The organism is Mucilaginibacter conchicola, assembly GCF_003432115.1.
Classification (GTDB): domain Bacteria; phylum Bacteroidota; class Bacteroidia; order Sphingobacteriales; family Sphingobacteriaceae; genus Mucilaginibacter; species Mucilaginibacter conchicola.
Window position 1 is genome coordinate 706,096 of the sequence record NZ_QWDC01000001.1, and the last position, 24,079, is coordinate 730,174.

13 protein-coding genes are annotated in these 24,079 nt (G+C 43.7%); 3 read left to right on the forward strand and 10 right to left on the reverse strand.

Annotated features, from left to right (window positions below; translation table 11 throughout):
• Positions 1-42: 42 nt before the first annotated feature.
• Complete coding sequence (locus D0C36_RS03045; RefSeq protein WP_117391346.1) at positions 43-5,658, forward strand: alpha-2-macroglobulin; 5,616 nt, start codon at positions 43-45, stop codon at positions 5,656-5,658.
• A 305-nt stretch (positions 5,659-5,963) separates the two neighbouring features.
• Here the strand turns inward: D0C36_RS03045 and D0C36_RS03050 are convergent, their stop codons facing one another.
• From D0C36_RS03050 to D0C36_RS03080, 7 genes are all read right to left on the reverse strand, one after another.
• Entirely contained in the window at positions 5,964-6,938 is a 975-nt protein-coding gene (locus tag D0C36_RS03050) for a 3-keto-disaccharide hydrolase (protein ID WP_117390101.1), read from the reverse strand.
• Positions 6,939-7,123: 185 nt separating this feature from the next.
• Positions 7,124-8,245, reverse strand: coding sequence for a TlpA disulfide reductase family protein (locus tag D0C36_RS03055; protein WP_117390102.1), 1,122 nt, complete (start codon positions 8,243-8,245; stop codon positions 7,124-7,126).
• 219 nt (positions 8,246-8,464) lie between these two features.
• Positions 8,465-8,854 carry an SMU1112c/YaeR family gloxylase I-like metalloprotein gene (gene gloA2 / locus D0C36_RS03060; protein ID WP_117390103.1) on the reverse strand — a complete coding sequence of 130 codons (390 nt, stop codon included), beginning with the start codon at positions 8,852-8,854 and terminating at the stop codon, positions 8,465-8,467.
• A 1-nt stretch (position 8,855) separates the two neighbouring features.
• On the reverse strand, positions 8,856-11,084 hold the full coding sequence (purL, locus tag D0C36_RS03065; RefSeq protein ID WP_117390104.1) for a phosphoribosylformylglycinamidine synthase subunit PurL: 2,229 nt from the start codon (positions 11,082-11,084) through the stop codon (positions 8,856-8,858).
• Between the two features lie 134 nt (positions 11,085-11,218).
• Positions 11,219-12,052 carry an energy transducer TonB gene (locus D0C36_RS03070; protein WP_117390105.1) on the reverse strand — a complete coding sequence of 278 codons (834 nt, stop codon included), beginning with the start codon at positions 12,050-12,052 and terminating at the stop codon, positions 11,219-11,221.
• Between the two features lie 159 nt (positions 12,053-12,211).
• A complete protein-coding gene (locus D0C36_RS03075) occupies positions 12,212-12,793 on the reverse strand; it encodes a DUF4468 domain-containing protein (protein WP_117390106.1) in 582 nt (193 codons plus the stop codon).
• A 70-nt stretch (positions 12,794-12,863) separates the two neighbouring features.
• Entirely contained in the window at positions 12,864-13,922 is a 1,059-nt protein-coding gene (locus D0C36_RS03080; RefSeq protein WP_117390107.1) for a porin, read from the reverse strand.
• Positions 13,923-14,465: 543 nt separating this feature from the next.
• Here D0C36_RS03080 and D0C36_RS03085 point away from each other — a divergent pair.
• Positions 14,466-16,640, forward strand: a complete 2,175-nt coding sequence (locus tag D0C36_RS03085) for a glutamine synthetase III family protein (RefSeq protein WP_117390108.1) — start codon at positions 14,466-14,468, stop codon at positions 16,638-16,640.
• 116 nt (positions 16,641-16,756) lie between these two features.
• On the opposite strand, the gene D0C36_RS24360 is transcribed toward D0C36_RS03085, so the two are convergent.
• Positions 16,757-18,535 carry a chloride channel protein gene (locus D0C36_RS24360; RefSeq protein ID WP_158557065.1) on the reverse strand — a complete coding sequence of 593 codons (1,779 nt, stop codon included), beginning with the start codon at positions 18,533-18,535 and terminating at the stop codon, positions 16,757-16,759.
• 71 nt (positions 18,536-18,606) lie between these two features.
• Here D0C36_RS24360 and D0C36_RS03105 point away from each other — a divergent pair, with 71 nt between their 5' ends.
• Entirely contained in the window at positions 18,607-19,788 is a 1,182-nt protein-coding gene (locus D0C36_RS03105) for an AIR synthase related protein (RefSeq protein ID WP_117390111.1), read from the forward strand.
• A 137-nt stretch (positions 19,789-19,925) separates the two neighbouring features.
• On the opposite strand, the gene D0C36_RS03110 is transcribed toward D0C36_RS03105, so the two are convergent.
• Together D0C36_RS03110 and D0C36_RS03115 are read right to left on the reverse strand one after the other, a co-directional pair.
• Entirely contained in the window at positions 19,926-20,423 is a 498-nt protein-coding gene (locus D0C36_RS03110; protein WP_117390112.1) for a hypothetical protein, read from the reverse strand.
• Positions 20,424-20,442: 19 nt separating this feature from the next.
• Entirely contained in the window at positions 20,443-23,688 is a 3,246-nt protein-coding gene (locus D0C36_RS03115) for a TonB-dependent receptor (RefSeq protein ID WP_158557066.1), read from the reverse strand.
• Between the last annotated feature and the right edge of the window lie 391 nt (positions 23,689-24,079).

Here is a 24,079-nt window from a genome sequence, read left to right on the forward strand (position 1 = left end):
ACTTCTAAATATCCTAAATTCATGGCAATTTACCTTACCTATATGAAAAACCTTATAAACCTTGTCGGCTCGCGCAGAGGGCAGGTTATTTTTGCTGTTGCACTTGTACTAATTGCCGGTGTAATATTCTTTGCCCGCCGGCACAAACACAATAATCAAAAAGTTGATGCCGCCTTTAGTCGTTATGTAGAATCCTACACTACTGGTGTTATCTCTAAGAAAAGTACCATCCGCATAAAACTTGCCGGCGAAGTGCAGGTGGCTCACGCCCAAAACGAAGAATTGAAGGATGGCATTTTTGACTTCTCACCATCTGTAAAAGGAAAAGCATATTGGATAGATGATCGTACTGTAGAGTTCAGACCAGCTGAAGCATTAGATCCTAATGAAGATTATTCGGTTGATTTTGCCTTAGGCAAAGTGGTTAAAGTTGAAGATGGCTTTGAGCATTTCAAATTCGGTTTCCAAACCGTAAAGCCCGATTTTACTGTTTCGTTCGCAGGCCTGCGCTCAGCCACATCCACCTCTACAGATCGGATGAAGCTGATAGGTACCGTGCAAACTGCCGATGTGGAAGAACAGGCTAAGATAGAGAAGCTGGTAAAAGTGAACTATCCATCGGCTACAAAAATAAGCTGGCAGCATAATGGCTTAACCAAATCGCACCAATTTACGGTTGATAATATTACCCGTACCGAAGCTGCTACCCCTCTTACTTTAAACTGGGATGGCGATGCTTTGGGCATAGATAAAAAAGGCAAGCAAGATTATGAAGTGCCGGCCAAAGGCGACTTTAAAGTTTTAGAAGTACGTGCTGTACAGGATAACGACCAATATGTATCTGTGCAATTCTCCGACCCTATCCTTGTTGGCCAGGAACTGAATGGTTTGGTAGGTATCACCAACGTTGCAGATGCAGCTTATACCATTGACGGCAGCATTGTAAAAGTTTACGCACCAGAACGTTTGCAGGGCAATTACAATGTTTTTGTTAACGAGGGAATTTACAGCATCACACATCAAAAAATTAAAAAGGGCTACACCGCCAATGTGTTCTTTGAGAACCGCCTACCGCAGGTGATCATCCCGGGCAAAGGTGTTATCCTGCCTGACTCCGGCAAGCTGATGATGCCTTTTGAGGCTATAAACCTGAATGCGGTTGATGTAAGCATCATAAAGATCTACGAGAACAATGTTCCGCAATATTTCCAAAGCAACAGCTTTGATGGTGGCGTAGAGCTAAGGCAGGTAGGTAAACCTATAGTACAAAAAACCATCAGGCTGGATGTTGATAAAGGCCTCAACCTTACAAAAAAGAATCGCTTTATGCTGGATGTTGACCAGTTGATGCGTGCCGAGCCGGGTGCTATTTACCGCGTTATCATCGGTTTCCGTAAGGAGTATTCATTGTACAATTGCAGCGCAGGCAAGCTTGCCCCCAAAGGCGATGATGATGAGTATGGATATGACGAAGGCGAATACGGTGGCAACAACAGTGGCCGCGTAAGTGATGAGGATGATGATTTCTGGCAGCGCTATGATAATTACTATCCCGAAGGTTACAACTGGCAGGACCGTGACGACCCATGTACGGAATCGTACTTCAGCAAAAACCGCTGGGCAACGCGCAACATCATCGCATCAAACATTGGGTTGATAGCCAAACGCGGCAATGATAACAACATGACCGTTGCGGTAACCAATATCCTGAGTGCCGAACCGATGAGCGGCGTTGAACTGGAATTACTGGATTACCAGAAGCAACTGATCCTGAAAACCAAATCAGACGGCGACGGGCTGGCCACCTTTACACCTAAGCGTAAACCATACCTGCTGGTAGCTAAAAAAGGCAACGAGCGCGGCTACCTTAAACTGGATGATGGCAGCTCGCTCCCACTCTCGCGCTTCAATGTTGGCGGCGAACAGGTGCAGAACGGACTGAAAGGTTTCTTATACGGCGAGCGCGGTGTATGGCGCCCCGGCGATTCAATATTCGTGACGTTTATACTTGAGGATAAACTGAAAACCTTACCTGCAGACCATCCCGTTGAGTTTGAATTGTATAACCCTAACGGGCAATTGTATCGCAAAATAACGCGTACAAGCGCTGTTGACGGTTTCTATAGCTTCCACACCGCTACCGAAACCAGCTCGCCAACCGGTAACTGGAGTGCAGTGGTAAAAGTGGGTGGTGCATCGTTCCAGAAAAACATTAAGGTAGAAACCATTATGCCAAACAGGCTAAAGGTGAAGCTGGATTTCGGTAATGCAAAAGAACTTACCAAAAACGATGGTGTTAACGGTACGCTGAGTGCACAATGGCTGTTCGGTGGTGCGGCTCAGAATTTAAAAGCTAAGGTTGATGCATTTCTTTCATCGCAAACTACATCATTTAAAGGTTTTGAGGATTACAATTTTGATGATCCTACCCTTGCCTTCAACACCCAAACACAAACAGTTTTTGATGGTAAGCTGAACGAGAATGGCGTAGCACAGGTTAGTCCGGATGTGAACGTGGAGAAACAGGCTCCGGGCCAGTTACGTGCAAACTTTGTGGTTAAAGTATTTGAGGCGGGCGGCAACTTCAGCATACAGCAGGCCAGCATGCCTTACAATGTGTACAGCGGCTATGTTGGTTTAAAAACGCCAAAAGGCAGCGACCTTAGTGGCATGCTGGTGACCGATAAAGACCATCAAATAGATATTGCCGATGTAGATGTGAACGGCTCCCCTCTTGCAGGCAGCCGCAACGTTGAAGTTGAACTTTACAAGATACAATGGCGCTGGTGGTGGGATGAGAGCGGTAATGAGCTAAGCAACTTTACGCAAGACCGCTACAACAAACTTATCAAAACCGATAATATACAACTGACCAACGGCCGTGGTAAGTGGAATTTGCGCATCAATAAATCAGATTGGGGCCGTTACCTTATTCGTATTAAAGACCCTCAAACCGGCCACTCTACCGGTAAGATCATTTATGCCGACTGGCCAAACTGGTCTGAACGTTTGCAAAACACCGACCCTACCGAGGCGGCCATGTTATCGTTCACCTCAGATAAACCAAACTACAAAGTTGGCGAAGAGGCAACCCTAACCATCCCTACTGGTGGCGACGGCCGTGCTCTGATCAGTTTCGAGAATGGCAGCAAGGTGCTCAAAACTACCTGGATAGATACCAAGAAAGGTGAAACGCGCTATACCTTTAAGATAGACGAGACCATGGCACCTAATGTGTTTGTGAACGTTACGCTGCTACAGCGCCACGCCCAAACGGTTAACGACTTGCCTATCCGTATGTATGGTGCTATCCCGCTGGTAGTTGATGATCCGGCCACGGTGTTAAAACCTGTTATCAGCATGCCGGATAAGATAAGGCCGGAGACACAATCGGCCATCACAGTTTCAGAAGCAAACGGCAAGGAAATGACCTACACCATTGCCATTGTTGACGAAGGCTTGCTGGATATCACCAATTACAAAACGCCTGACCCTCATGAGGCTTTCTATGCCCGCGAAGCGTTAGGTGTTAAAACCTGGGACCTGTTTGATTATGTGATAGGCGCCTTCGGTGGCGGTCTGGAACGTATCCTGAGTATTGGTGGTGATGGTACCAACGGTGTAAAAAAAGACGTAACCGTAAACCGCTTTAAACCGGTAGTGAAATTCCTGGGGCCATTCCACTTGGGTGCAGGCGATAAGCAAACAACCAAATTTACCCTGCCACAATACGTAGGTTCGGTTAAAGCGATGGTTATTGCCGGGCACGACGGCGCTTATGGTTCTGCAGATAAAGCAGTAGCCGTTAAAAAACCGCTGATGATTTTGGCTACACTGCCGCGCGTTCTCGGCCCATCAGAAAAGATACAGCTGCCGGTGACTGTTTTTGCGATGGAGAACAACATCAAAGCGGTTACGGTGCAGGTGCAATCAAATGCATTCAGCAACCTTGGTGGTAACAATACTAAAGTGGTACGCTTTGATAAACCGGGCGATCAACTGGTGACCTTTGACCTTGATGTGAAAGATTTTGTAGGCGTTGGCAAAGTAAAAATCACTGCTAAAGCAGGTAATGAATCTACCGCTTATGATGTTGAGCTGAACGTGCGCAACCCTAACCCGCCGGTTACCCGCATAATGGAGAAAGAACTTGAGCCGGGTGCTATGTATGGTGCTATTTATAACGCCATTGGCATTAATGGCACCAACAAAGCTACGCTTGAGGTATCAAGCATCCCATCACTGAACTTAGCTAAGCGATTAAATTATCTCATCACTTATCCGCATGGTTGTGTAGAACAAACCACATCATCAGGCTTCCCGCAATTGTATTTGAATGATCTGTTAGATCTTACTCCACGCCAAAAAGCGGAGACAGAACGCAATATCAAATCTACCATCGCGAGATTGAACGGTTTCCGAGTAGCAGGTGGTGGCCTTAGCTACTGGCCTGACGGCGGCAATGCCGACGAATGGGGAACCAATTATGCAGGCCATTTCCTGATAGCCGCACAGGCCAAAGGCTACAGCCTACCATCGGGTATGTTGGATGACTGGAAGCGCTATCAGAAACAAAAGGCTATCAATTGGTCGCCTGATCCTAACAGCAATATCCACGGTGGATATTATTATACCGATCTGATACAGGCTTACCGTTTATACTTATTAGCCTTAGCTGGCTCACCTGAACTGGGTGCAATGAACCGCCTGCGCGAGTATAATTACCTGAGCGTTGAAGGTCGTTGGAGACTGGCTGCCGCGTATAAACTGGCCGGCCAGCCGGAAGTTGGACAGCGCCTGATAGCTAAACTGCCGACAACAGTTAAGCCATACAACAGCATGTACGGCACCTATGGCAGCGACCTGCGCGATGAGGCCATGATACTGGAAACTCTTACCCTGTTTGGCCAGCAACAGCGCGCTGCAGGACTGGTAAGGACGGTGGCGGCCAAACTATCGCAGGATAGCTGGTACAGTACGCAAACTACCGCCTACTCGCTCATCGCGATAGCTCAATACTGTGGCACTAACAAAAACGGCGGCAAACTGCAGTTTAACTATACGGCAGGCAGTGCAAAAGGTAACATCAACGGTAACTCTTACCTGTGGCAGCAGGAACTTGCGCCTAACGGTGGCAAGGTAACGCTGAAAAACAATGGTAGCAACAGGCTTTATGTAAGGCTGATACAGCAAGGGCAACCATCATCGGGCCAGGATGTAAAAACTTATGTAAATCCTGATGTATTGCAGATGAAAGTAGCTTATTTCTCGCTGGCAGGTAAACTCATCGATCCATCGGCATTAAAACAGGGGACTGACTTTGTTGCACAGGTAACCGTCAAAAATCCGGGTAAACGCGGGCGTTATGATAACCTGGCGCTTACGCAGATCTTCCCATCAGGATGGGAAATCCTGAACAGCCGTATGCTGAATAACGATGAGGCATTTAAATCATCACCATCAGATTACCGCGACATCCGCGACGACAGGGTGAACACCTATTTCAGCCTTACCGAAGGCAAAGAAGTGGTTTACTACGTAATGCTTAATGCAGCCTACGCTGGTAAATACTACCTGCCTGCGGCATACACCGAAGCGATGTATGATCATAACATCAATGCTTTAGTACAAGGGCAATGGGTTGAAGTTATTAAGTAGTCTGTTAACGATTAGAGGTTAGTTGATCAGAGATTAGTTAATCTGACACAATACAAACGCGTCATTGCGAGGTACGAAGCAATCTCTTTAAGCAAGTCCATTAAGAATGGTTTATAACTGTCCTGAAGAGATTGCTTCGTACCTCGCAATGACATGTTATAATGCACACGCCTAAGTTCGGCGCTTACCCAGCCTATGAGATGCCGAAATAAATTCGGCATGACGGAAGTTAAAACAGAAAAAGCCCCCGATAAATCGGGGGCTTTTTTATATCCTGTTGCTGGTGTCCCCACCAACAATACTAATTACTTAGCAGGCGTAATTACAATGTTTCTGTAATCTATCGGGCCGTGGTCGCCTTGTAGCATTAGCGGGCCTGGTTCGCCTTCGTTGCTGTCAAGAGCACCGCCGGTAATACCCGGGATAACCTGACGGCTAACAACTTCCTGTCCGTTAGCTACGATGGTAACCACACGGCCAACCAAAGTGATATCGTATGACTGCCATTCGCCGGCATTTTTAGCCATCATTTTGTTTGGTTGTATAAAACCGTAGATAGAGCTGAACTGATTGTTCAAAGGCTCTGGCTCACCGGTTTTGGTATCGATAACCTGGGTTTCGTAACGGCCGCGCAGGTAAACACCGCTGTTGCTGCCTTTCTCGTAACGGAACTCGATGTGTAATTTAAAGTCTTTGAACTTTTGATCGGTTAGCAGGTTTGCGCCTGATTTTTTGCTGCGCAAGATACCGTTCTCCACCACCCATTGGTTTGGGCGGCCATCAGTATGCCATCCTTTGGTGTTTTTACCGTTAAGCAATTTAACAGGTTTGCCCCAAACAGGTGCTTTGGTTGGCAACAATGAAGGTGCACGTACGCCGGTAAAGCTGTAGCTTTTACCATCGGTGTACACCATGGTACCTTTTATGGTGTTGCCGCTCGCTTCAAACTCAAAATCCATGTTGCGATCGCCCGGCTCCCATTGCAGCGGGAGAGAGAAACTGAATTTACCGTTAGCCTGTTTTATTTCAGAGATTGGGCGGGCACTACCAAATGCATAAGTAAAACGGCCTATCAATACGCCATGAGAGCCGGATTTTTGTACCTCTAACCACGATGGTTGAGATTTGCCATCTTTTTCCATGGTGATATCCCAGCGACCGATAACATCAGGGTCTTTTTTCATTTCCTGTGCTGAGGCACCATAATGCAAAGAGAAAGCGGCCATCATTACCATAGCCGCTTTACGAAAGATCTTGTTTGCGAGTGATTGTTTGTTCATAATTGGTTATTAAGAGTATTTAAAACTACAAATTATTTCAATACCTCTGTCATTTCGACCGAGGTACGAGGAGAAATCTTCTGCTATTTCTGATAAGCAAAACTTACAGCGTAACAAGATTTCTCGTCGCCCCTATGCGCTGCCCTGTGCTTCTGCTCGCTCGAAATGACATTGTTTTATATCTTCTACTTCAGCACCTTCTCCAGCGTATCATGTAACTCCATGCCTTTAATGTTCTTTGCCACTATTTTTCCTGATGGATCTATCAGTACATTGGCCGGGATGGTAGTTATGCCATAACGGTCTTTTACTTTTTTAGCAGGCTCGTAATTATCTACAGCCTGTACCCATGGCAATTTGTCTTTTTTAATAGCTGCAAGCCATGCTTTCCTTTCGCTTTTGTCATCGATAGAAATACTTATAATGCTAAAGTTCCGGCCTTTGAATTTATCATACGCTGCCACAACATTGGGGTTCTCATCGCGGCAGGGTTTGCACCATGAGGCCCAAAAATCAACCAATATATATTTCCCTTTGTAGTCTTTCAATTTTACTTTCTTGCCGCCGGATGTTTTCAATTCAAAACCTGCTGCCACTACTCCTATTTGTGAGCGTTTTGCCGAATTGACAGATAAATTCATTGCCCTACCCAATTCCGTTTTTTTGTTTGCTGCGGATAACGAATTATAAGCATCGGCCACTGCTGAGAGATCTGCATGATTCACCAATTTGTCGAGAGTAAGCAAACTAACGTACGAACCAGGGTGCGATTTAATAAAGGCAAATTGTACCGGTGCCATTAGTTTTCTGATAGAGTCAATGGTTACGTTTATCGGGTTGGTATACTTAACATCTGTTTGCTGCTCCGGCGTAAGCGATTCGATATTTTTCACCTTACTAAGTTTTTCAGTGAATGGCTTCAATGCTTCTTCTAAGTCGGTATTATCCTCATTAAGAGGGGTGCCCATAACTGCAGCATTGCTGAGCGAATCGTTAGTTATTATTTTGATATCTCCCGGTTCTATAAACACTTTTACAACATCATGCACTACATCAGCATACATCGGGTTTTCGTTCCTGTACAACGACCCTATTCCTGTGCCGTTGGTGGTTCCGGCAAAAGAAAACATCCCTTTGCTTACCAATGTAGAATCAAAATGCCTGTTGCCGCTTTCTTTATATAATAAGTATATTTTATCCCCTTCTGCAAACCCCTTTGAACTACCGGTTATTTTAAAAGTTTTTTGTGCCGACGCGAGAATCGGCATGAGCATTAGTATGGACAGAATGTATTTTCTGATTAACATAGGCAGGGTTTAGCTGCTCTAAGATAGGGATTTACTTACAAAACTGCGTTGGGCCAATTGAGAGAAAGCGGGCGACAGCGATACCCACGCGTCATTGCGAGGAACGAAGCAATCTCCGAACTATACAGAGCCACTTGTCCTAAAGAGATTGCTTCGTTCCTCGCAATGACGTAGTGGTGGAGCGCGGTTAGATGCTTCGCTGTCGCTCAGCATCACGGCTTACTTCTCATACAACTCCAGCGGCAAGCCATCCGGATCAGTAAAGAAAGTAAAGCGTTTGCCTGTGGTTTCATCAACGCGGATGGGTTCGGTAACCACATCGTACTCTGAGAGATGGAAAATGGCTTCCTCAAGATTTGTAACCTCAAAAGCGAGGTGCCTTAACCCCACAGCCTCGGGGCGCGACGGCCTTGGTGGTGGCCCCGGAAAAGAAAAAAGCTCGATCTGGTAAAGTCCGTTGACTTCCAGATCAAGCTTGTATGATTTGCGTTCTTCGCGATAGATCTCGCGAAGAACGGTGAAACCTAAAATTTCGGTATAAAATATTTTAGACCGCCCGTAATCTGAACAGATGATAGCAATGTGGTGTATCCTGTTCAGCTTCAGCATATTATTCGTCGCCTAAAATTACGTGCAGTACATTATCATGTACCATTTTAATATCGGTGATGTTGCCAAACAGTTCGGTATCAACTGTAGCGTTACCGCTGCCGTTAACCGAGCCTAACAAGCTAAACTCTGTTTCGCTGGTGGCCATCATCTCTACAAAACGCTCCTGATCATCAGGTGCAACGGTTACCACTACCCTGCCTTGTGCTTCGCCGAAAAGGAAAGCATCTTTACGGATGCTACTGTCGCTTTCGATATCAAAACCTAAGCCGTTTGGCATAGCCGCTTCTGTTAAGGCAATGTACAAACCACCATCAGCCACGTCATGTGCCGACTGGATAACTTTATGTTTAATCAGTTGCTTAACCACCTGGTGCATAGCATACTCTTTCTCCAGATCAAAATAAGGCGCCGGGGCTTTCAGTATTTTGTGGTACGAAGCAAGGTACTGTGATGAGGCAATATCATTTTGCGATTCACCAACCAGATAGATCAAATCGCCGGGTTGTTTAAAATCTAAGGTCATCAGGTTATCCAGCTCATCCATTACACCTAACATACCAATAGTTGGCGTAGGGAAAACAGGGCCTTCATCTGACGATTGATTGTAGAAACTTACGTTACCACCGGTAACAGGGGTTTCGAATTTTGTACAAGCCTCGCCCATACCTTTAATAGCGCCAACAAACTGCCAGTAAACCTCAGGAATATAAGGGTTACCAAAGTTTAAGCAGTTGGTGATAGCAACCGGTTCGCCACCGGCGCAGGTAATGTTACGTGCAGCTTCGGCAACAGCAATGGCAGTACCTTTTTGTGGGTCGGCATATACGTAGCGCGAATTACAGTCGCAGGTTAATACGATGGCTTTGCCGGTATCTTTTACCGCAACTACCGCCGCATCGCTCGGGCGATTGGTGGTCATGGTAGCTGTACCTATCATTGAATCGTACTGGTCAGTAACCCAACGTTTTGATGCAAGGTTAGCATGGCCTATTAAATGTTCTGCTACCTCAACCAGGTTAGCCGGTTCGGCAACATCTTCAATTTTAAATTTCTGATTTTCGGCATAATAAGCAGGCTCGCGGTACTCGCGTTTGTAAACCGGCGCACCGCCACCTAATACAAGGTCATCGGCAGGTACATCGGCAACCTTTTCGCCATTCATGAAGTACTCTAAACGTTGTGTATCGGTTACTTCACCAATAATAGCACAATTCAGGTCCCATTTATCAAAAACAGCTTCAACAAGAGCTTCTTTGCCTTTCTCAACAACGATCAACATACGCTCCTGAGATTCTGATAACAGGATCTCGTATGGTTTCATATTCTCCTGGCGCATTGGTACACGATCAAGATGAATGATCATACCGTGCTCGCCTTTGGCGCTCATTTCAGAGTTTGAGCAGATAATACCTGCCGCGCCCATATCCTGCATGCCTATAACAGCACCGGTTTTAATTACTTCAAGCGTAGCTTCCAACAATAATTTCTCCTGGAAAGGATCGCCTACTTGTACCGCAGGTAAGTCGTTTACCGAATCTTCGGTTATATCTTTTGATGCGAAAGCCGCACCGTGTATACCATCTTTACCGGTAGCCGAGCCTACAATGTAAACCGGGTTACCCACACCATAAGATGTTGCAGAAACGGTTTCGCCTGCTTTAACAATACCGGCAGAGAAAGCGTTAACCAAAGGGTTAATGTTGTAGCACTCATCGAAGAAAAGCTCGCCACCAACAGTTGGGATGCCAAAGGCATTACCATAATGGCTGATACCTTTTACCACACCTTTAACCAACCACTTGGTTTTATCAAGACTGAGGTCGCCAAAACGCAACGAGTTCATTTGCGCAATAGGGCGTGCACCCATGGTAAAAATATCGCGGTTAATACCACCAACACCGGTAGCAGCACCTTGATAAGGCTCAAGCGCCGAAGGGTGGTTATGCGATTCGATCTTGAACGCGCAGCCAACGCCATCGCCAAGGTCAACCAAACCTGCGTTTTCTTCGCCGGCTTTAGCCAGCATGCGCGGGCCATCTTTAGGAAGAGTTTTAAGCCATGTGATAGAGTTTTTGTAAGAGCAGTGCTCGCTCCACATTACCGCGAAGATAGAAAGCTCGGTAAAGTTTGGTACGCGGCCTAATATTTCTTGTATGCGGTCAAATTCTTCAGGTAAAAGTCCCAGATCGCGGGCGGTTTCAACGGTGGTTAATTCCTGGTTCTCCAATGTAGTTTCTTTTATGTTGAAAGGATGCGCGAAATTAAGAAAAAAGTCCGTAAGACCGAAGTCCGAAAGTCTAAAGATGATGGTTTCTATTCTTCAGACTTCCGGACTTTGGACTTTCGACTAATTACTTCACACTATTCAGTCAATACAAAATTGATAGGGATACTATAGCGCACACGTACAGCATTACCGTTTTGCTTGCCCGGTCTCCAGTTTTTAGAGAGTTTTAATACACGTATTGCTTCTTCATCCATACCGTAGCCGGCTTTGCCTGTAACAGTTATATCGGTTAAATGGCCGTCGCGCTCAACCACAAAACTTACTATTACACGGCCGCTTTTACCCTCTTCCTGTGCCTGGTACGGGTAACGCAGGTTCTTGTTCAGAAATTTTGACCAGCCGGCAGCGCCACCTTCGGGCTCGGGCATTAATTCAGCGGTAATAAATTCCTTGTTTATATCAACGCCTGAGTCGTTGCCGATGCCACCCGTGCCGGTTGCGGGACCGGGATCAACGATTTGGGGTTGCCCGCCGTTGCCTTTTGAAGTAACAGCACCAACTTCTACGCCTTCCAGTTCTTTAACTGTCGGCATTTCGGTATCAACCTCTTGCGGAACTATGCGCGGTACGGTATATTTCACTGTCGCCGCTGCGGGCTGGGGTTTCGCCGGTGCAGCTGATTTAGGTTCTACTACAGTTTCAATCTTTTTCTCAGGGGTAATTGATGGCGGTGGTGGTAAGATAATTTCTTTACCGAAATCACGTGGTTTATCAACCGGGCGCCTGCTTTTGGCATAAGTATAACCTGCAGATACAATAATAACGGTACTAAACGCTATAGCCATTGCTTTTGCTATAGTTGTACCGTAGGTTTTCCTCAGTTCGTAAGCACCATAGGCTTTGTTACGATCTGCAAATACAAGCTCGAGCCACTCGGGGTTGTACAGATTTAATTTTTCGTTTAGCATAGCGTTTGAAATTTTATTTTACTAATTAACGCGTTTGCCAAATAAAATGTTGAATATATTTGAACTTTTACAAAATATTCATTTGCAAAACACCTTATTTAAGATTTTTATATTGTTATAACTATAAAAATACAAATATTATTTGGCTTTAAATAAGGTTTACCAATTACCTGTGTTCACTTTCTTAACTTCAATTTGCTTTACCGGCACTTTCGTACGATCAATAGCTTGCTTAAGGCGCGCCTCAATTGCAAGGCTTTGTGCTGCTATTTGATCAAGCACTGCATCTTTTTCTTTTTGGCTGTATTTGGCAGCAAATTTCTCTACAGCAACTTCTACCCCAGGCACAGCCGTCATATTTCCGTAGCGGTCACGTTTATAGGGGATAAAAACAAAGTTGCTTAGATTGTAACGGTATTTACCATCAGCAGCCTGGAAGTTGAGCGTGTACTTTACTTCACCACTCTCCTTACGTACCAACGACATGCCTCCATAGGTAATAAACTTACTACTGATGTTAAAAGCTTTATCAGCCTGCCCTTTTGCCGGCTTATTCTCCTTACTTAAAGTTTTGGCAAAATTAAAGGCACGTTCATAAACAGTGTCGGCTGGCAGGTTGGCCTTTTCTACTACTTTATAATACACATAGTTATTATTCTCATCAACCTGCAAAGAATCCTTCTGCGCAAAAGCGTGCTGAACAGTCATGATCAACACCAGTAAACCAAATACTTTTTTCATACTGATAAAGATAAGCCATCCGCGGATATCCGGGATGGCTTAATAATAAATCGTTCGTCCTATAATCTTATTAGAATGCGTATACCGCTGCTAACACAAACTGTGATGCAGTTTTGGTTGCATTACCACTACTGGTGCTAAAGCCGTCGGTATCATTTTTATTGCTATCTAACCTAAACTCCGGCATCAAAGTAAGCGGGCCTGCTTTAATGTTAGCAGTAAATGTAGTTGCAAATACTGAGCTGCCCGGAGGCGGGCCTACCGTTGCATAAGAACCGCTTTTAGTTTTAAAATATTCGCCGCGTAAACCCAGAGTTACATCCTTAGCAACAGCTACCTGCGGGTATAGTGCCACGCCGGTAAAACCGCCTGTACCTACAACAGCAGCAGGTTTAAAATCAGCAGCATTTAATCCCAATTTAAACATATCGGTGATCTGGTATGAAGTGGTCAAGTCAAACTCGGTGCCTGAAAGCTTACCGCTCAAAACGTTTAAGTAAGCAGTCCAGCCCGCAACTGGTGATACCATTAATTGCGCGCCAAAGGTGTTTACTTTATTTACTGATGTGTAAAGGTTCCATGAATCGTTAAAGATACCGGCCATTAAGCTCACTTTGCTGCTGAAAGCGTAAGTTGCTTTAAAACCGGGGTTTTGGAACGGACCGTTAGTGAACAGGTACGAAGTAGAGTAGTTGAAGTTACCTGCAGGGCTTATCACCTCGTAACCCATAAATGTTGCCATATAACCACCGGTTAAGTTAAACTTATCGGTTACATCATAAGACACATATAAGTTTTGGATGTGGAAACTGTTGGCACTTTCATCATACGCGCCGGCAGCATTAGGCAAAGACTGCACCTGGCCACGAGGACCAAATGACAACTCGCCCACAAACGAAGCTTTACCTACTTTCTTTTTTAGTGCCAGATCTATCATACCTATTGATATCGAATTCTGGTCTGATGCAAAACTGGTAGGGATATTACTATGTTTTGAGAAGTCATACTTATAATAAGTATCTACTGAACCTGATATTACTAACGGCGGATCGGTTTTAGTGGTGTCTTGCGCTTTGGCCGCAAACACCGAAAGAGCAGCAAATGATAAAAGTAAAAGTCTTTTTTTCATGATAAGAGATTAATTTTTAAGTAATTAGTTAGTTGTTTAGTTTATTTATTCAGTTGTCAGTAAAAACCTTCGCTTCAGCAAACAAAAAACATGCTTTTTAACACCCTCACCAATCCATAATTTTATCATATTTTGAAAATCACATCAACAAAACTCTTTATTGATGTAAATTATCAAATAAAAAAGCTATTTCGTTTACATTTTTATCTAAATTCAATATTAAAATTCAATAAATCAAGTTTATTTAAAAATTATTTTAAAATAATATCAAAAAATAAGGCATTTAATTAAATAAAACACATTAAAAAGGCATTTAAATCGACAAAAAATCAACAATTTTTATAAAAGCTCAAATTATATATTGTTTTAAATTCAAAAAATCGCTAAAAACAGCATTAATTAAAAAAACAAAATACCAAAAGCTACAAATGCCATAAAAAAAGCAAAACCAGTAAAATTCACTGGTTTGTTAACTTTACGCTGGATAATGGAGCGCTTTTAAAATGATTTTATAATTTTGGAAGCAACCAATTAGAAAATATCATGTTTAACAACCGTTTCCAGGCCTTACAAGCTGTTTCAAACCGCGAAATCCCTGAAATAAAGCTGCCATCTTCAAAAATTTCCGATTATTTCGGTGTAAATGTTTTTGATAAGCTAAAAATGAAAGAGTTTCTTTCACAAGATGCATACGCGGTAATTGTTAACTCGATAGATAATGGTGTACCCATCCCCCGCGATATGGCCGAGCAGGTAGCTTCTTCAATGAAAACCTGGGCAATGGCCAAAGGCGCAACGCACTACACCCACTGGTTTCAGCCACTTACCGGCTCCACTGCCGAAAAACACGATGCCTTTTTTGAACCCACTGCCGATGGTGGCGCGATAGAGCGCTTTAGCGGCGATGCCCTCTCGCAACAGGAACCTGACGCATCAAGCTTCCCTAACGGTGGTATCCGCAATACCTTTGAGGCACGCGGTTATACTGCATGGGATCCGTCCTCTCCAGCCTTTATAATAGGCCGCACATTATGTATCCCAACCGTATTCGTCTCATACACCGGCGAGGCATTAGATTATAAGGTACCTTTATTGAAAGCATTGAACGCGCTGGATAAAGCAGCTGTTGATGTTTGCCACTATTTTGATAAAAGCATTGAAAAGGTAAATGCATCATTAGGTATTGAGCAGGAATACTTCCTGGTGGATACCGCCCTGTTTAACGCCCGCCCCGATCTTGCCTTAACAGGCCGTGCTTTGTTCGGCCACATGTCTGCAAAGAATCAGCAGTTAGAAGACCATTACTTTGGCGCTATCCCGAGCCGCGTTTATGCCTTTATGCAGGATATGGAGACCGAAGCCCTTAAACTGGGCATCCCTTTAAAAACCCGCCATAACGAGGTAGCACCTTCGCAGTTTGAGTGTGCTCCTATTTATGAAGAGATCAACCTGGCTATTGACCATAACCAATTGTTGATGGATATCATGGACCGTGTTGCGCAACGCCATCACTTTAAGGTATTACTGCATGAGAAACCCTATGCTGGCATCAATGGCTCGGGCAAGCACAATAACTGGTCGTTAATCACTAATACTGGTAAAAACTTATTGTCACCAGGCAAAACGCCGAAGAATAACCTGATGTTCCTTACGTTCTTCGTGAATACTATCAAAGCCGTACATGACCATGCAGATCTGCTGCGCGCGTCAATCGCATCGGTAAATAACGATCACCGTTTGGGCGCCAACGAAGCTCCGCCGGCTATTATCTCTATTTTCCTGGGCAGCCAGCTCACCGAAGTTTTGGATGAGATTGACACATCGCGCCTCAGCAAAAAAATAAAAGAAGAAAACTCGCTTTGGCAGGGTATTCCTAAAATACCACAGATATTAAAGGATAACACCGACCGTAACCGCACCTCTCCTTTTGCCTTCACAGGTAATAAGTTTGAACTGCGTGCCGTGGGTTCTTCAGCCAATTCGGCCAGCCCAATGACCGTTCTGAACCTGATAATGGCCGATCAATTGAAGAAATTCAAGTACGATGTAGATAAACTGATCAAAAAAGGCGAAAAGAAAGACGTTGCCTTAATGACTATCATTAAGCGTTGCATCAAAGAATCGCGCGCCATAAGGTTTGAGGGTAACGGCTACAGCGAAGAATGGGAGAGAGAAGCAGAGGAACGTGGCCTGGCCAACGTTAAAACTACGCCAAAGGCACTTGATGCTTTAATTACCGATAAAGCTGAAGTTTTATTTGAAGAAACGGGTGTATTCACCAAACGCGAGGCTCATGCCCGACACGAGATATTGCTGGATAACTTCTATAAGAAATTGCAGATAGAGGCTCGTGTTATTGGTGAGCTGGCCATTAACATATTGATCCCTGCGGCCTTAACCTATCAATCAAAACTGGTAGAAAACGTTAAAGGTTTAAAAGATCTTGGCCTTGACAGGACAGCATACGAAGCCCAACTGGATATCATCAACAAAATTGCCGAACACGTTAACGGCCTTAAAAAGAATGTTGACGAAATGATAAACGAACGCAAAACTGCCAATAAGGTTGAAGACCTGCGCCAACGCGCTATAGATTATGATGAGAAGGTTAAAACCTACTTCGCTCCTATACGCTACCATGCCGATAAATTGGAGACTTTGGTAGACGACAGCCTGTGGCCACTGCCAAAATTCAGAGAGTTGTTATTTATCAAATAGTCCATATTGTCATTTCGAACGAGCGTAGCGAGGAGAAATCTTGTTAGACCTGCGAGTAGTCACTTACCAACTAACAAGATTCCTCACATTCGTTCGGAATGACACATGTTGAAACTCTATCTCGCAAACAGATCTGCCTGTTGGTGTTTGTGAATGATCACTTCGCGGTATTTGTTTAACACTGCCGATTTGGAGATAAAGCCGATAAATACACCATCTTTAACTACTGGTAGCTGCCAAACATCCAGCCCGTCAAAAGTGTCCATTACTTCACTCATAGGGTCGTCATGTTCTATTACAGCAGGCGGTGCAACCATTATATCTTCAACCGTGTGACCTTCCTGCACTGCTGTAAAAAGACTTTTGCGAATCTCATCCAGCCATATCACGCCCTCAAGCGAGCCTGATTTATCCAACACAGCAAAGATGTTAACCTTAGTATCCGCTAATATTTTAAAGAAATCGGCAACAGGGGTTTGTTTATCTACCGCTTTATATTGGTAGTTAATTATGCTGTCAAGACTCATCGCATTCAGCAGGCTATGGTCTTCATCTGGGTGAACATTATCCTCATGTATCAGGTGGCTCCAGTACATATTATGCGTATTAAACACGCGTGCAATGATGTACGATAAGGCCGAAACGATCATCAATGGAATAAAAAGCACATACCCACCGGTTATCTCTGCTATCAGGAATATAGCAGTTAACGGCGCATGCAGCACGCCGCTTAATGCGCCGGCCATACCTACTGCTATAAAATTACTTGTATTTAAATGGATGAGGCCCGTTTGGTTTACCGCAAAGGCAACAAACAGCCCTAAAAACGCACCGGTAAACATGGTCGGCGCAAATGTACCGCCGTTACCACCCGAACCAATAGTCACCCCGGCTGCAATGATCTTAGTGAGCACAAGTGCTGCAATAAACAATAGCATCAGCCATGGGTTAGACAGCCAATCGCTAAAGAAAAGGTCTTCTTTTAATACATCTATATTACCGTTAAGCATCTGCTGTAAGTAATGGTAGCCCTCGCCAAAAAGCGTTGGGAAAACCATCAGCATTAAACCTAAAAGCAAGCCACCTGCTATGGCGCGTACATATCTGTTCTGTTTAGTAAAAATACCTTTCTCCAATTTGCCGCCCACTTTTGAGATATAGACCGCCGTCCACCCGCTTAACGCGCCAAGAATAATATAGAATGGCAGGGCGTTCATTTTCCAACCCTCGGTTGCCAGGTGGAACAGTTGCTGCGAGTATAGCGTTTTTGCTACAACCACACCGGTGGCCGATGCTATTAATAAAGGTATAAAAGTCGGGATAGTGATCTCGCCTATCAATATCTCCAGCGAAAACAGCACCCCCGCAATAGGGCTGTTGAACACCGCCGCTATCCCTGCCGATGTTCCTGCTGCTAGCAATACTGTTTTCTCATACGGACTTAAATTAAAAAACTTACCCACATTTGAGCCGATAGCTGCGCCGGTACAAACAATAGGCGCTTCCAAACCAGAAGCGCCACCAAAACCCACCGTAAGCGAACTGGTGATGAGATGCGAGTAAATATTATTTGAGCGGATGTTTGAGCGGTTCTTTTTGATATTGTACAATATCTTACCTATGCCTTTCTCAATCCGGTCGCGATTGGCAATGTGCTGCCAGGCTACTGTGAGCAGAATACCCAATGCAGGCAAAAACACATATATAATATGGAATGGCAAATGCGATGAGATGTTACGGCTCACATCTTCCATTAAGTGAACCAAGAACTTTAGGGCTACCGCAGCAAGGCCGCCAATAAGGCCAACAAAAACACTGCAATAAATAAGGAAATTACGCTGCGCATTGCGTTTTAAGCGCCAGCGGGTAATTTTATAATTAAGCGATTTGAACATAACACAAAGTGGAGAGGTTGGCAATGTAACAAATTTACAGCGTACAACCGTATTAAGCAGTATATTTGCCCATGACTTCTCCGCAAAGATACGATCAACGGGGCGTTTCTGCATCAAAAGATGATGTACATAACGCCATTAAAAACATTGATAAAGGCATATTCCCGAAGGCCTTCTGCAAGATCATCCCTGATATATTAACTAACGACCCTGAGTACTGCAATATTATGCATGCTGATGGTGCAGGTACCAAATCGTCATTAGCTTATACCTACTGGAAAGAGACCGGCGATATTTCGGTTTGGAGAGGTATTGCACAGGATGCCATTATCATGAACATTGACGACCTGCTTTGCGTGGGCGCTACGGATAACATCCTGTTGTCATCAACCATTGGCCGCAACAAGAACCTTATCCCGGGCGAGGTTATTGCGGCCATCATTAACGGTACCGAAGAGGTTTTGGCTGAGCTGCGCGAAGCAGGCATAGGCATCTACTCTACCGGTGGCGAAACTGCCGATGTGGGCGACCTTGTGCGCACCATCATTGTAGATTCTACCGTTACCTGCCGCATGAAACGTGAGGATGTGATCTCTAACGACCGCATTAAACCCGGCGATGTTATTGTTGGCCTGGCATCTTATGGCCAGGCATCATACGAGAGTGAATACAATGGCGGCATGGGTTCAAACGGTTTAACATCAGCCCGCCATGATGTTTTCAATAAAACTATTGCCGAAAAATACAGCGAAAGCTACGACCCAGCCGTGCCATACGATCTGGTATTCAGCGGCAGCAAAAACCTTACGGATAAAATCGATATTGGCAATGGCGAAAGTGTAACAGCAGGTAAACTGGTATTATCAGCAACCCGCACCTACGCTCCTATCATCAAAGCTATATTAGAAAAATACCGCAGCCAGATAAACGGCATGGTACACTGCAGCGGCGGTGCTCAAACCAAAGTACTGCATTTTGTAGAGAACCTGCATATCATTAAAGATAACCTTTTCCCTATCCCGCCGTTGTTTAAACTGATACAGGAAGAATCCAACACTTCATGGCAGGAAATGTACAAGGTGTTTAACATGGGGCATCGCATGGAGCTTTACGTTCCGCAAGAGATTGCTGAGGACATCATCGCCATCTCAAAAAGCTTTAATGTTGATGCACAAATTATTGGCCGTGTTGAAGCCGCCGATAAAAAGCAGGTAACTGTAACTTCGCCTTATGGTGAGTTTGTGTATAACTAAGCTATACACTATCATATTGTAAAAGAAAGGGTTGCTCATAGGCAACCCTTTCTTTTTTTCAGGCATTTATTACAAGGTATCTCAAACAAAAAAGCCCCCGAAAATTCGGGGGCTTTTGTATTGGTAAATAGTTAACCTTATTTGGTTACTATTAAACTTGATTGTGTAAGTGCTGATGATACATTATCATCAGTAGTGTAGGCAGTTACTTTAATATTGTAAATTGAAGCTGCGGTTACACCTACAGCCGACAATTTTAAAGATAGCGTACCATTATACACAGTTGTATTAGGGTAAGTTGTAGGAACTGTATTAAACGTAATGCTATGTGTATTAGTAGCATCTTTACCGTTCCAGTTATCAAAGTTAACGGTACCAACAAGTGTTGCCGGTGAACCTGACCTTAATACCTCAACTTTAAATTTACCCGGTTTTGTATTTGTAGTTGTTGCGCCAAAGCTGATGTTAACAACATCTGTTGCATTGAACGGACCAGACTGAGCTAAACCAAGGTTGCTCACACTAATAGCAGGCAGGTTTTTCTCTAAGCCCGCAATATCGAGGTCTTTTTTACATGAGAAGCTAAATAGGGTTACTACCGCCATCATGATATATGATATGAAATTCTTTTTCATCTTTCGTTATCTGTATTTATTAGAATGAATATCTTAAACCAAGTTGAGCGTACCAGGTACTGGTTGTGCTGATGTTAGTTTGGAACGGATTTGTAACCAGGTTACCGTTGATGTTTTGCCATTGGTAAGTTGGTACACCGTTAGCATCAACTGATTGGTAGCTAAGTGGGTTGGTTGTAGTAGTTTGTTTAACTGTACCCCAGTTTTTGTTTAACATGTTAGGGAAGTTGAACACATCAGCACGGAACTGTAAAGTGTGTCTTGTAGTTTTGCTGTTACCATTGTTAACATCCAGGTAAAAATCTTGTAAGAAAGATACGTCTAACCTGTTGTACCAAGGTAAAAATGCACTATTACGTTTAGCATACTCGCCTCTGTGTTTGCTCAGGTACGGAGAGTTTTGGATGAACTGCTCAAACGCTGCCTGTTGTTGCTGAACTGTAAAGTTGTAGTTTACACCATTAACAGTAGCGCTGTATGGTCTGAAAGTTACATCACTTGCTTTTTTAGGGATGAACATCAAGTCGGTAGTTGAGTTACCGTCACCGTTAAGGTCACCGTTAACTACATAGCTAAAGTTACCTCTTGCAGCACCTTCATAGTACAATGACAGTGTTGAAGCAAAGTGCTTAGCATACTCAATACGGTAAGAAGCATTTGCAACTACACGGTGAGGAATAGCATATTGTGAGTAGTATAACTCTTGAGAGTTAGCTGTACCAACAACCGGGTTAGAGTTAAATATAGATGTTGCCTGTGAACCTGGGTTAGCAGTTACGTCTTTAGAATCAGTGTAAGTGTAAGCTAATGAACCGTAGAAGCCGTTAGAGAAGCTTTTGCTTAACATACCGGTAAATACAGCTGAGTAACCTCTGTTAGTGTTCTCAAGAACCAAAGCAGTGTTAACACCAGGGTAAATGTAACGGTCTGTTGCTAATAAAGCACCGTTAGTACCTGTACCTACGAAACGAGGACGGGTTTGGTCGCCTTCAACCAATACACCTGTAGGTGTTTTAAGGTTGGCGTTACGCATTCTTACAGCATTGATATCTTTAGAGATGATACCTTCAGCAGTGAAAGTGAAACCATTACCTAATGCTTTATCGATAGCAAGGTCGGTACGGAATACACTTGGGAACTTGAAGTTAGGATCGATGTAAACAATACCAGAACCTGTAGTAGCACCAGCAGTTGGAGAGAACAAGTTACGGTATTTAGAAGGATCAGCACTGAAAGTGATGTTAGCTAACTGAGCCGGGTTGGTAATATTACCTTGGTAAACAGTCATGTTGTTACCAGCTGGCATGTTAGTTAAGAATACGAATGGAATTCTACCAGTGAAGATACCGGTACCACCGCGTACAACCAATGAGTTGTCTTTAAGCACATCCCATCTGAAACCTACACGTGGAGAAAGCAATATCGGAGCTGTTGGCCATTTACCAGTGTTGTAGTTGGTAGGGTTGCCGTTAGCATCAGGTAAGGTTAATGCAGTTTGAGCAGGGTTTTCAATTGGATCTAACAGGTAGTTAGCTTTATCAGCTCTTAAACCTAAAGTCAGTTTAAAGTGATCAAAGTTAATCTCATCCTGGATGTAAGCACCAATCTGGCCAATACGCAGGTCAGCTGGATAAGGTTTATCATCACCAGGAATTAATGAGAAAGTGTATGCAAATGCTGCAGGTGCTTTGTCATTAACAAAATCGCTCAGGCTGTTGTAGGCGTAGTAACCTGCTGCACCCGGCATAAACTGGTTTTGAAGTTTTTGATACTCATAAGTTACACCTGCAGTTAATGTGTGTTTGCCTGTGTAGTAGGTAAAGTTATCAGTAATGTTATAGATGTTGTTAATAACATCGTTGTTCATAGTGAACGGATCAGAACCTGCGCTCATGTAGTTATTACCGGCACCATCAAAAATATCAATGGTTGGGAAGAACTTGCCACCTAAAGAAAAGCGGGTATCGCGGTTCTTAGTAGCAGTAGCAATTAACTGGTTTGACATTCTACTGCTGATGTTAGAGTTTAACTCTAAGCTGGCAGTACGCACACTATGGTTAAAACCGTAGTTTGAGTTGTTAAACGCAGATGAGTTGTTGCTGAAACGGTTGAATGGTAAACGGCTGATAGTACCTGACCTGCCTGTTACTGAGAACGATGGGTTAGTTGGGATACTTGAACCGTTTACAGAAGAGATATCGCCTTCAACTTTTAACTCGCTGTATTTAGCGGTTAATTTGTTTACGTCGTCAATATTCCAGTCTAATTTCGCTAAGATCTTGTGATCTTTTGAAGGGAAGTTAGGGAAATTATCGTATGCACCCGGATCATAACCCAATGATTGCAGTTTATCTGCAAATGTTTTCATATCAGCAACTGGTGTAGTAGTCTCACGACCAGCACCTGAACCGCCTTTAGGAATGAAAGTGATACCCGGCTTAGCACCTTTTTCGTACTCACCGTTAACAAAGAAGAATAATTTGTTTTTGATGATAGGGCCACCCAAAGTCATACCGTAAATTTTGTTGTTTGAATTTACGATCTGGCTTGAGATATCGGTGTTACCTACATTAGTACCGAAGTAGCTTTGGTTTTGGTAAGTAGTGTAAGCAGAACCGTGGAAAGTGTTGGTACCGCTTTTAGTAACTGCAAATATACCTGCACCTGTAAAACCTGATTGTCTTACGTCATACGGTGCAAGGTTTACAGACACCTCGCTGATAGCGTCTAATGAAATTGGAGAAATACCACCACCAGGAGTTGGGTTGTTATCTAAACCAAAGTTATTGTTAAGGTTAGCACCATCAACCTGCAAGTTGTTAGCACGTGCATCGCGGCCACCGAAGCTAAAACCACTTGCTTGTGGTGTAGTACGGGTTAAATCGCCAAGGCTACGGCTAATGGTAGGCAATGTTGCAATTTGAGTTGTGCTGATGTTTGTGCTTGCACCGGTTTTAGAAGTGTTTAATTTGCTTCTTGAAGCGGTTACTTTTACTTCGGCTAAAAGAGCGCCGTTTGTTGCAAGTGTTAAATTAAGTACATAAGGCTGGCCTAATAAAAGGCTTACATTGTCAATAGTTTGAGACTGGTAACCAATGTAAGATACAGTAACTGTGTACGGGCCACCGGTACGCATGTTAGGGATGGTGAAACGACCATCAGCGTTAGTTGTTGTGGCATAGTTAGTACCACTCGGTTGGTGTGTTGCTTTAATAGTAGCACCAATTAAGGTCTCACCTTTGGTGTCCTTAATTGTTCCTGACATGCTACTTGTTGTTACCTGTGCAAAGGTGGCAACTGTAGCAAACAAGAACATAATTGCGAGAAGTAAATGTTTTCTCATACTTGTTTTTTGTGTTTAACCGTTAAATGAATTAATCAATAAGTGATTTAATGGCGCAAAGATAAACAAGAATGCTCTACAGTATATTAACTTTGTGTTAAGAATCATTATATACTTTTCAACAGTTTACAGCCATTTTAAAGGAAAATGAAATTTTTATGAAATTTTGCTGTAAGTATTACATCCGTAACGTCATTTTTTAACTCAAAGTTGGTGACTGATAACTAATTATACTATATTTTCGGCCATCGTTCTAAATCTTCCGCAATATTTCATTTACAGAGCTTTTTACTTAGCTTTGGCATTCCAAAAT

Excerpts from the sequence above, each read along its gene's own strand:
- D0C36_RS03050 (WP_117390101.1), bottom strand. The coding sequence starts at position 6,938 with ATGAACAAACAATCACTCGCAAACAAGATCTTTCGTAAAGCGGCTATG.
- D0C36_RS03115 (WP_158557066.1), bottom strand. The coding sequence starts at position 23,688 with ATGTCAGGAACAATTAAGGACACCAAAGGTGAGACCTTAATTGGTGCT.
- D0C36_RS03075 (WP_117390106.1), bottom strand. The coding sequence starts at position 12,793 with ATGAAAAAAGTATTTGGTTTACTGGTGTTGATCATGACTGTTCAGCAC.
- D0C36_RS03045 (WP_117391346.1), top strand. The coding sequence starts at position 43 with ATGAAAAACCTTATAAACCTTGTCGGCTCGCGCAGAGGGCAGGTTATT.
- D0C36_RS03055 (WP_117390102.1), bottom strand. The coding sequence starts at position 8,245 with ATGTTAATCAGAAAATACATTCTGTCCATACTAATGCTCATGCCGATT.
- D0C36_RS03085 (WP_117390108.1), top strand. The coding sequence starts at position 14,466 with ATGTTTAACAACCGTTTCCAGGCCTTACAAGCTGTTTCAAACCGCGAA.
- D0C36_RS03105 (WP_117390111.1), top strand. The coding sequence starts at position 18,607 with ATGACTTCTCCGCAAAGATACGATCAACGGGGCGTTTCTGCATCAAAA.
- D0C36_RS03080 (WP_117390107.1), bottom strand. The coding sequence starts at position 13,922 with ATGAAAAAAAGACTTTTACTTTTATCATTTGCTGCTCTTTCGGTGTTT.
- gloA2 (WP_117390103.1), bottom strand. The coding sequence starts at position 8,854 with ATGCTGAAGCTGAACAGGATACACCACATTGCTATCATCTGTTCAGAT.
- D0C36_RS03110 (WP_117390112.1), bottom strand. The coding sequence starts at position 20,423 with ATGAAAAAGAATTTCATATCATATATCATGATGGCGGTAGTAACCCTA.
- D0C36_RS03070 (WP_117390105.1), bottom strand. The coding sequence starts at position 12,052 with ATGCTAAACGAAAAATTAAATCTGTACAACCCCGAGTGGCTCGAGCTT.
- D0C36_RS24360 (WP_158557065.1), bottom strand. The coding sequence starts at position 18,535 with ATGTTCAAATCGCTTAATTATAAAATTACCCGCTGGCGCTTAAAACGC.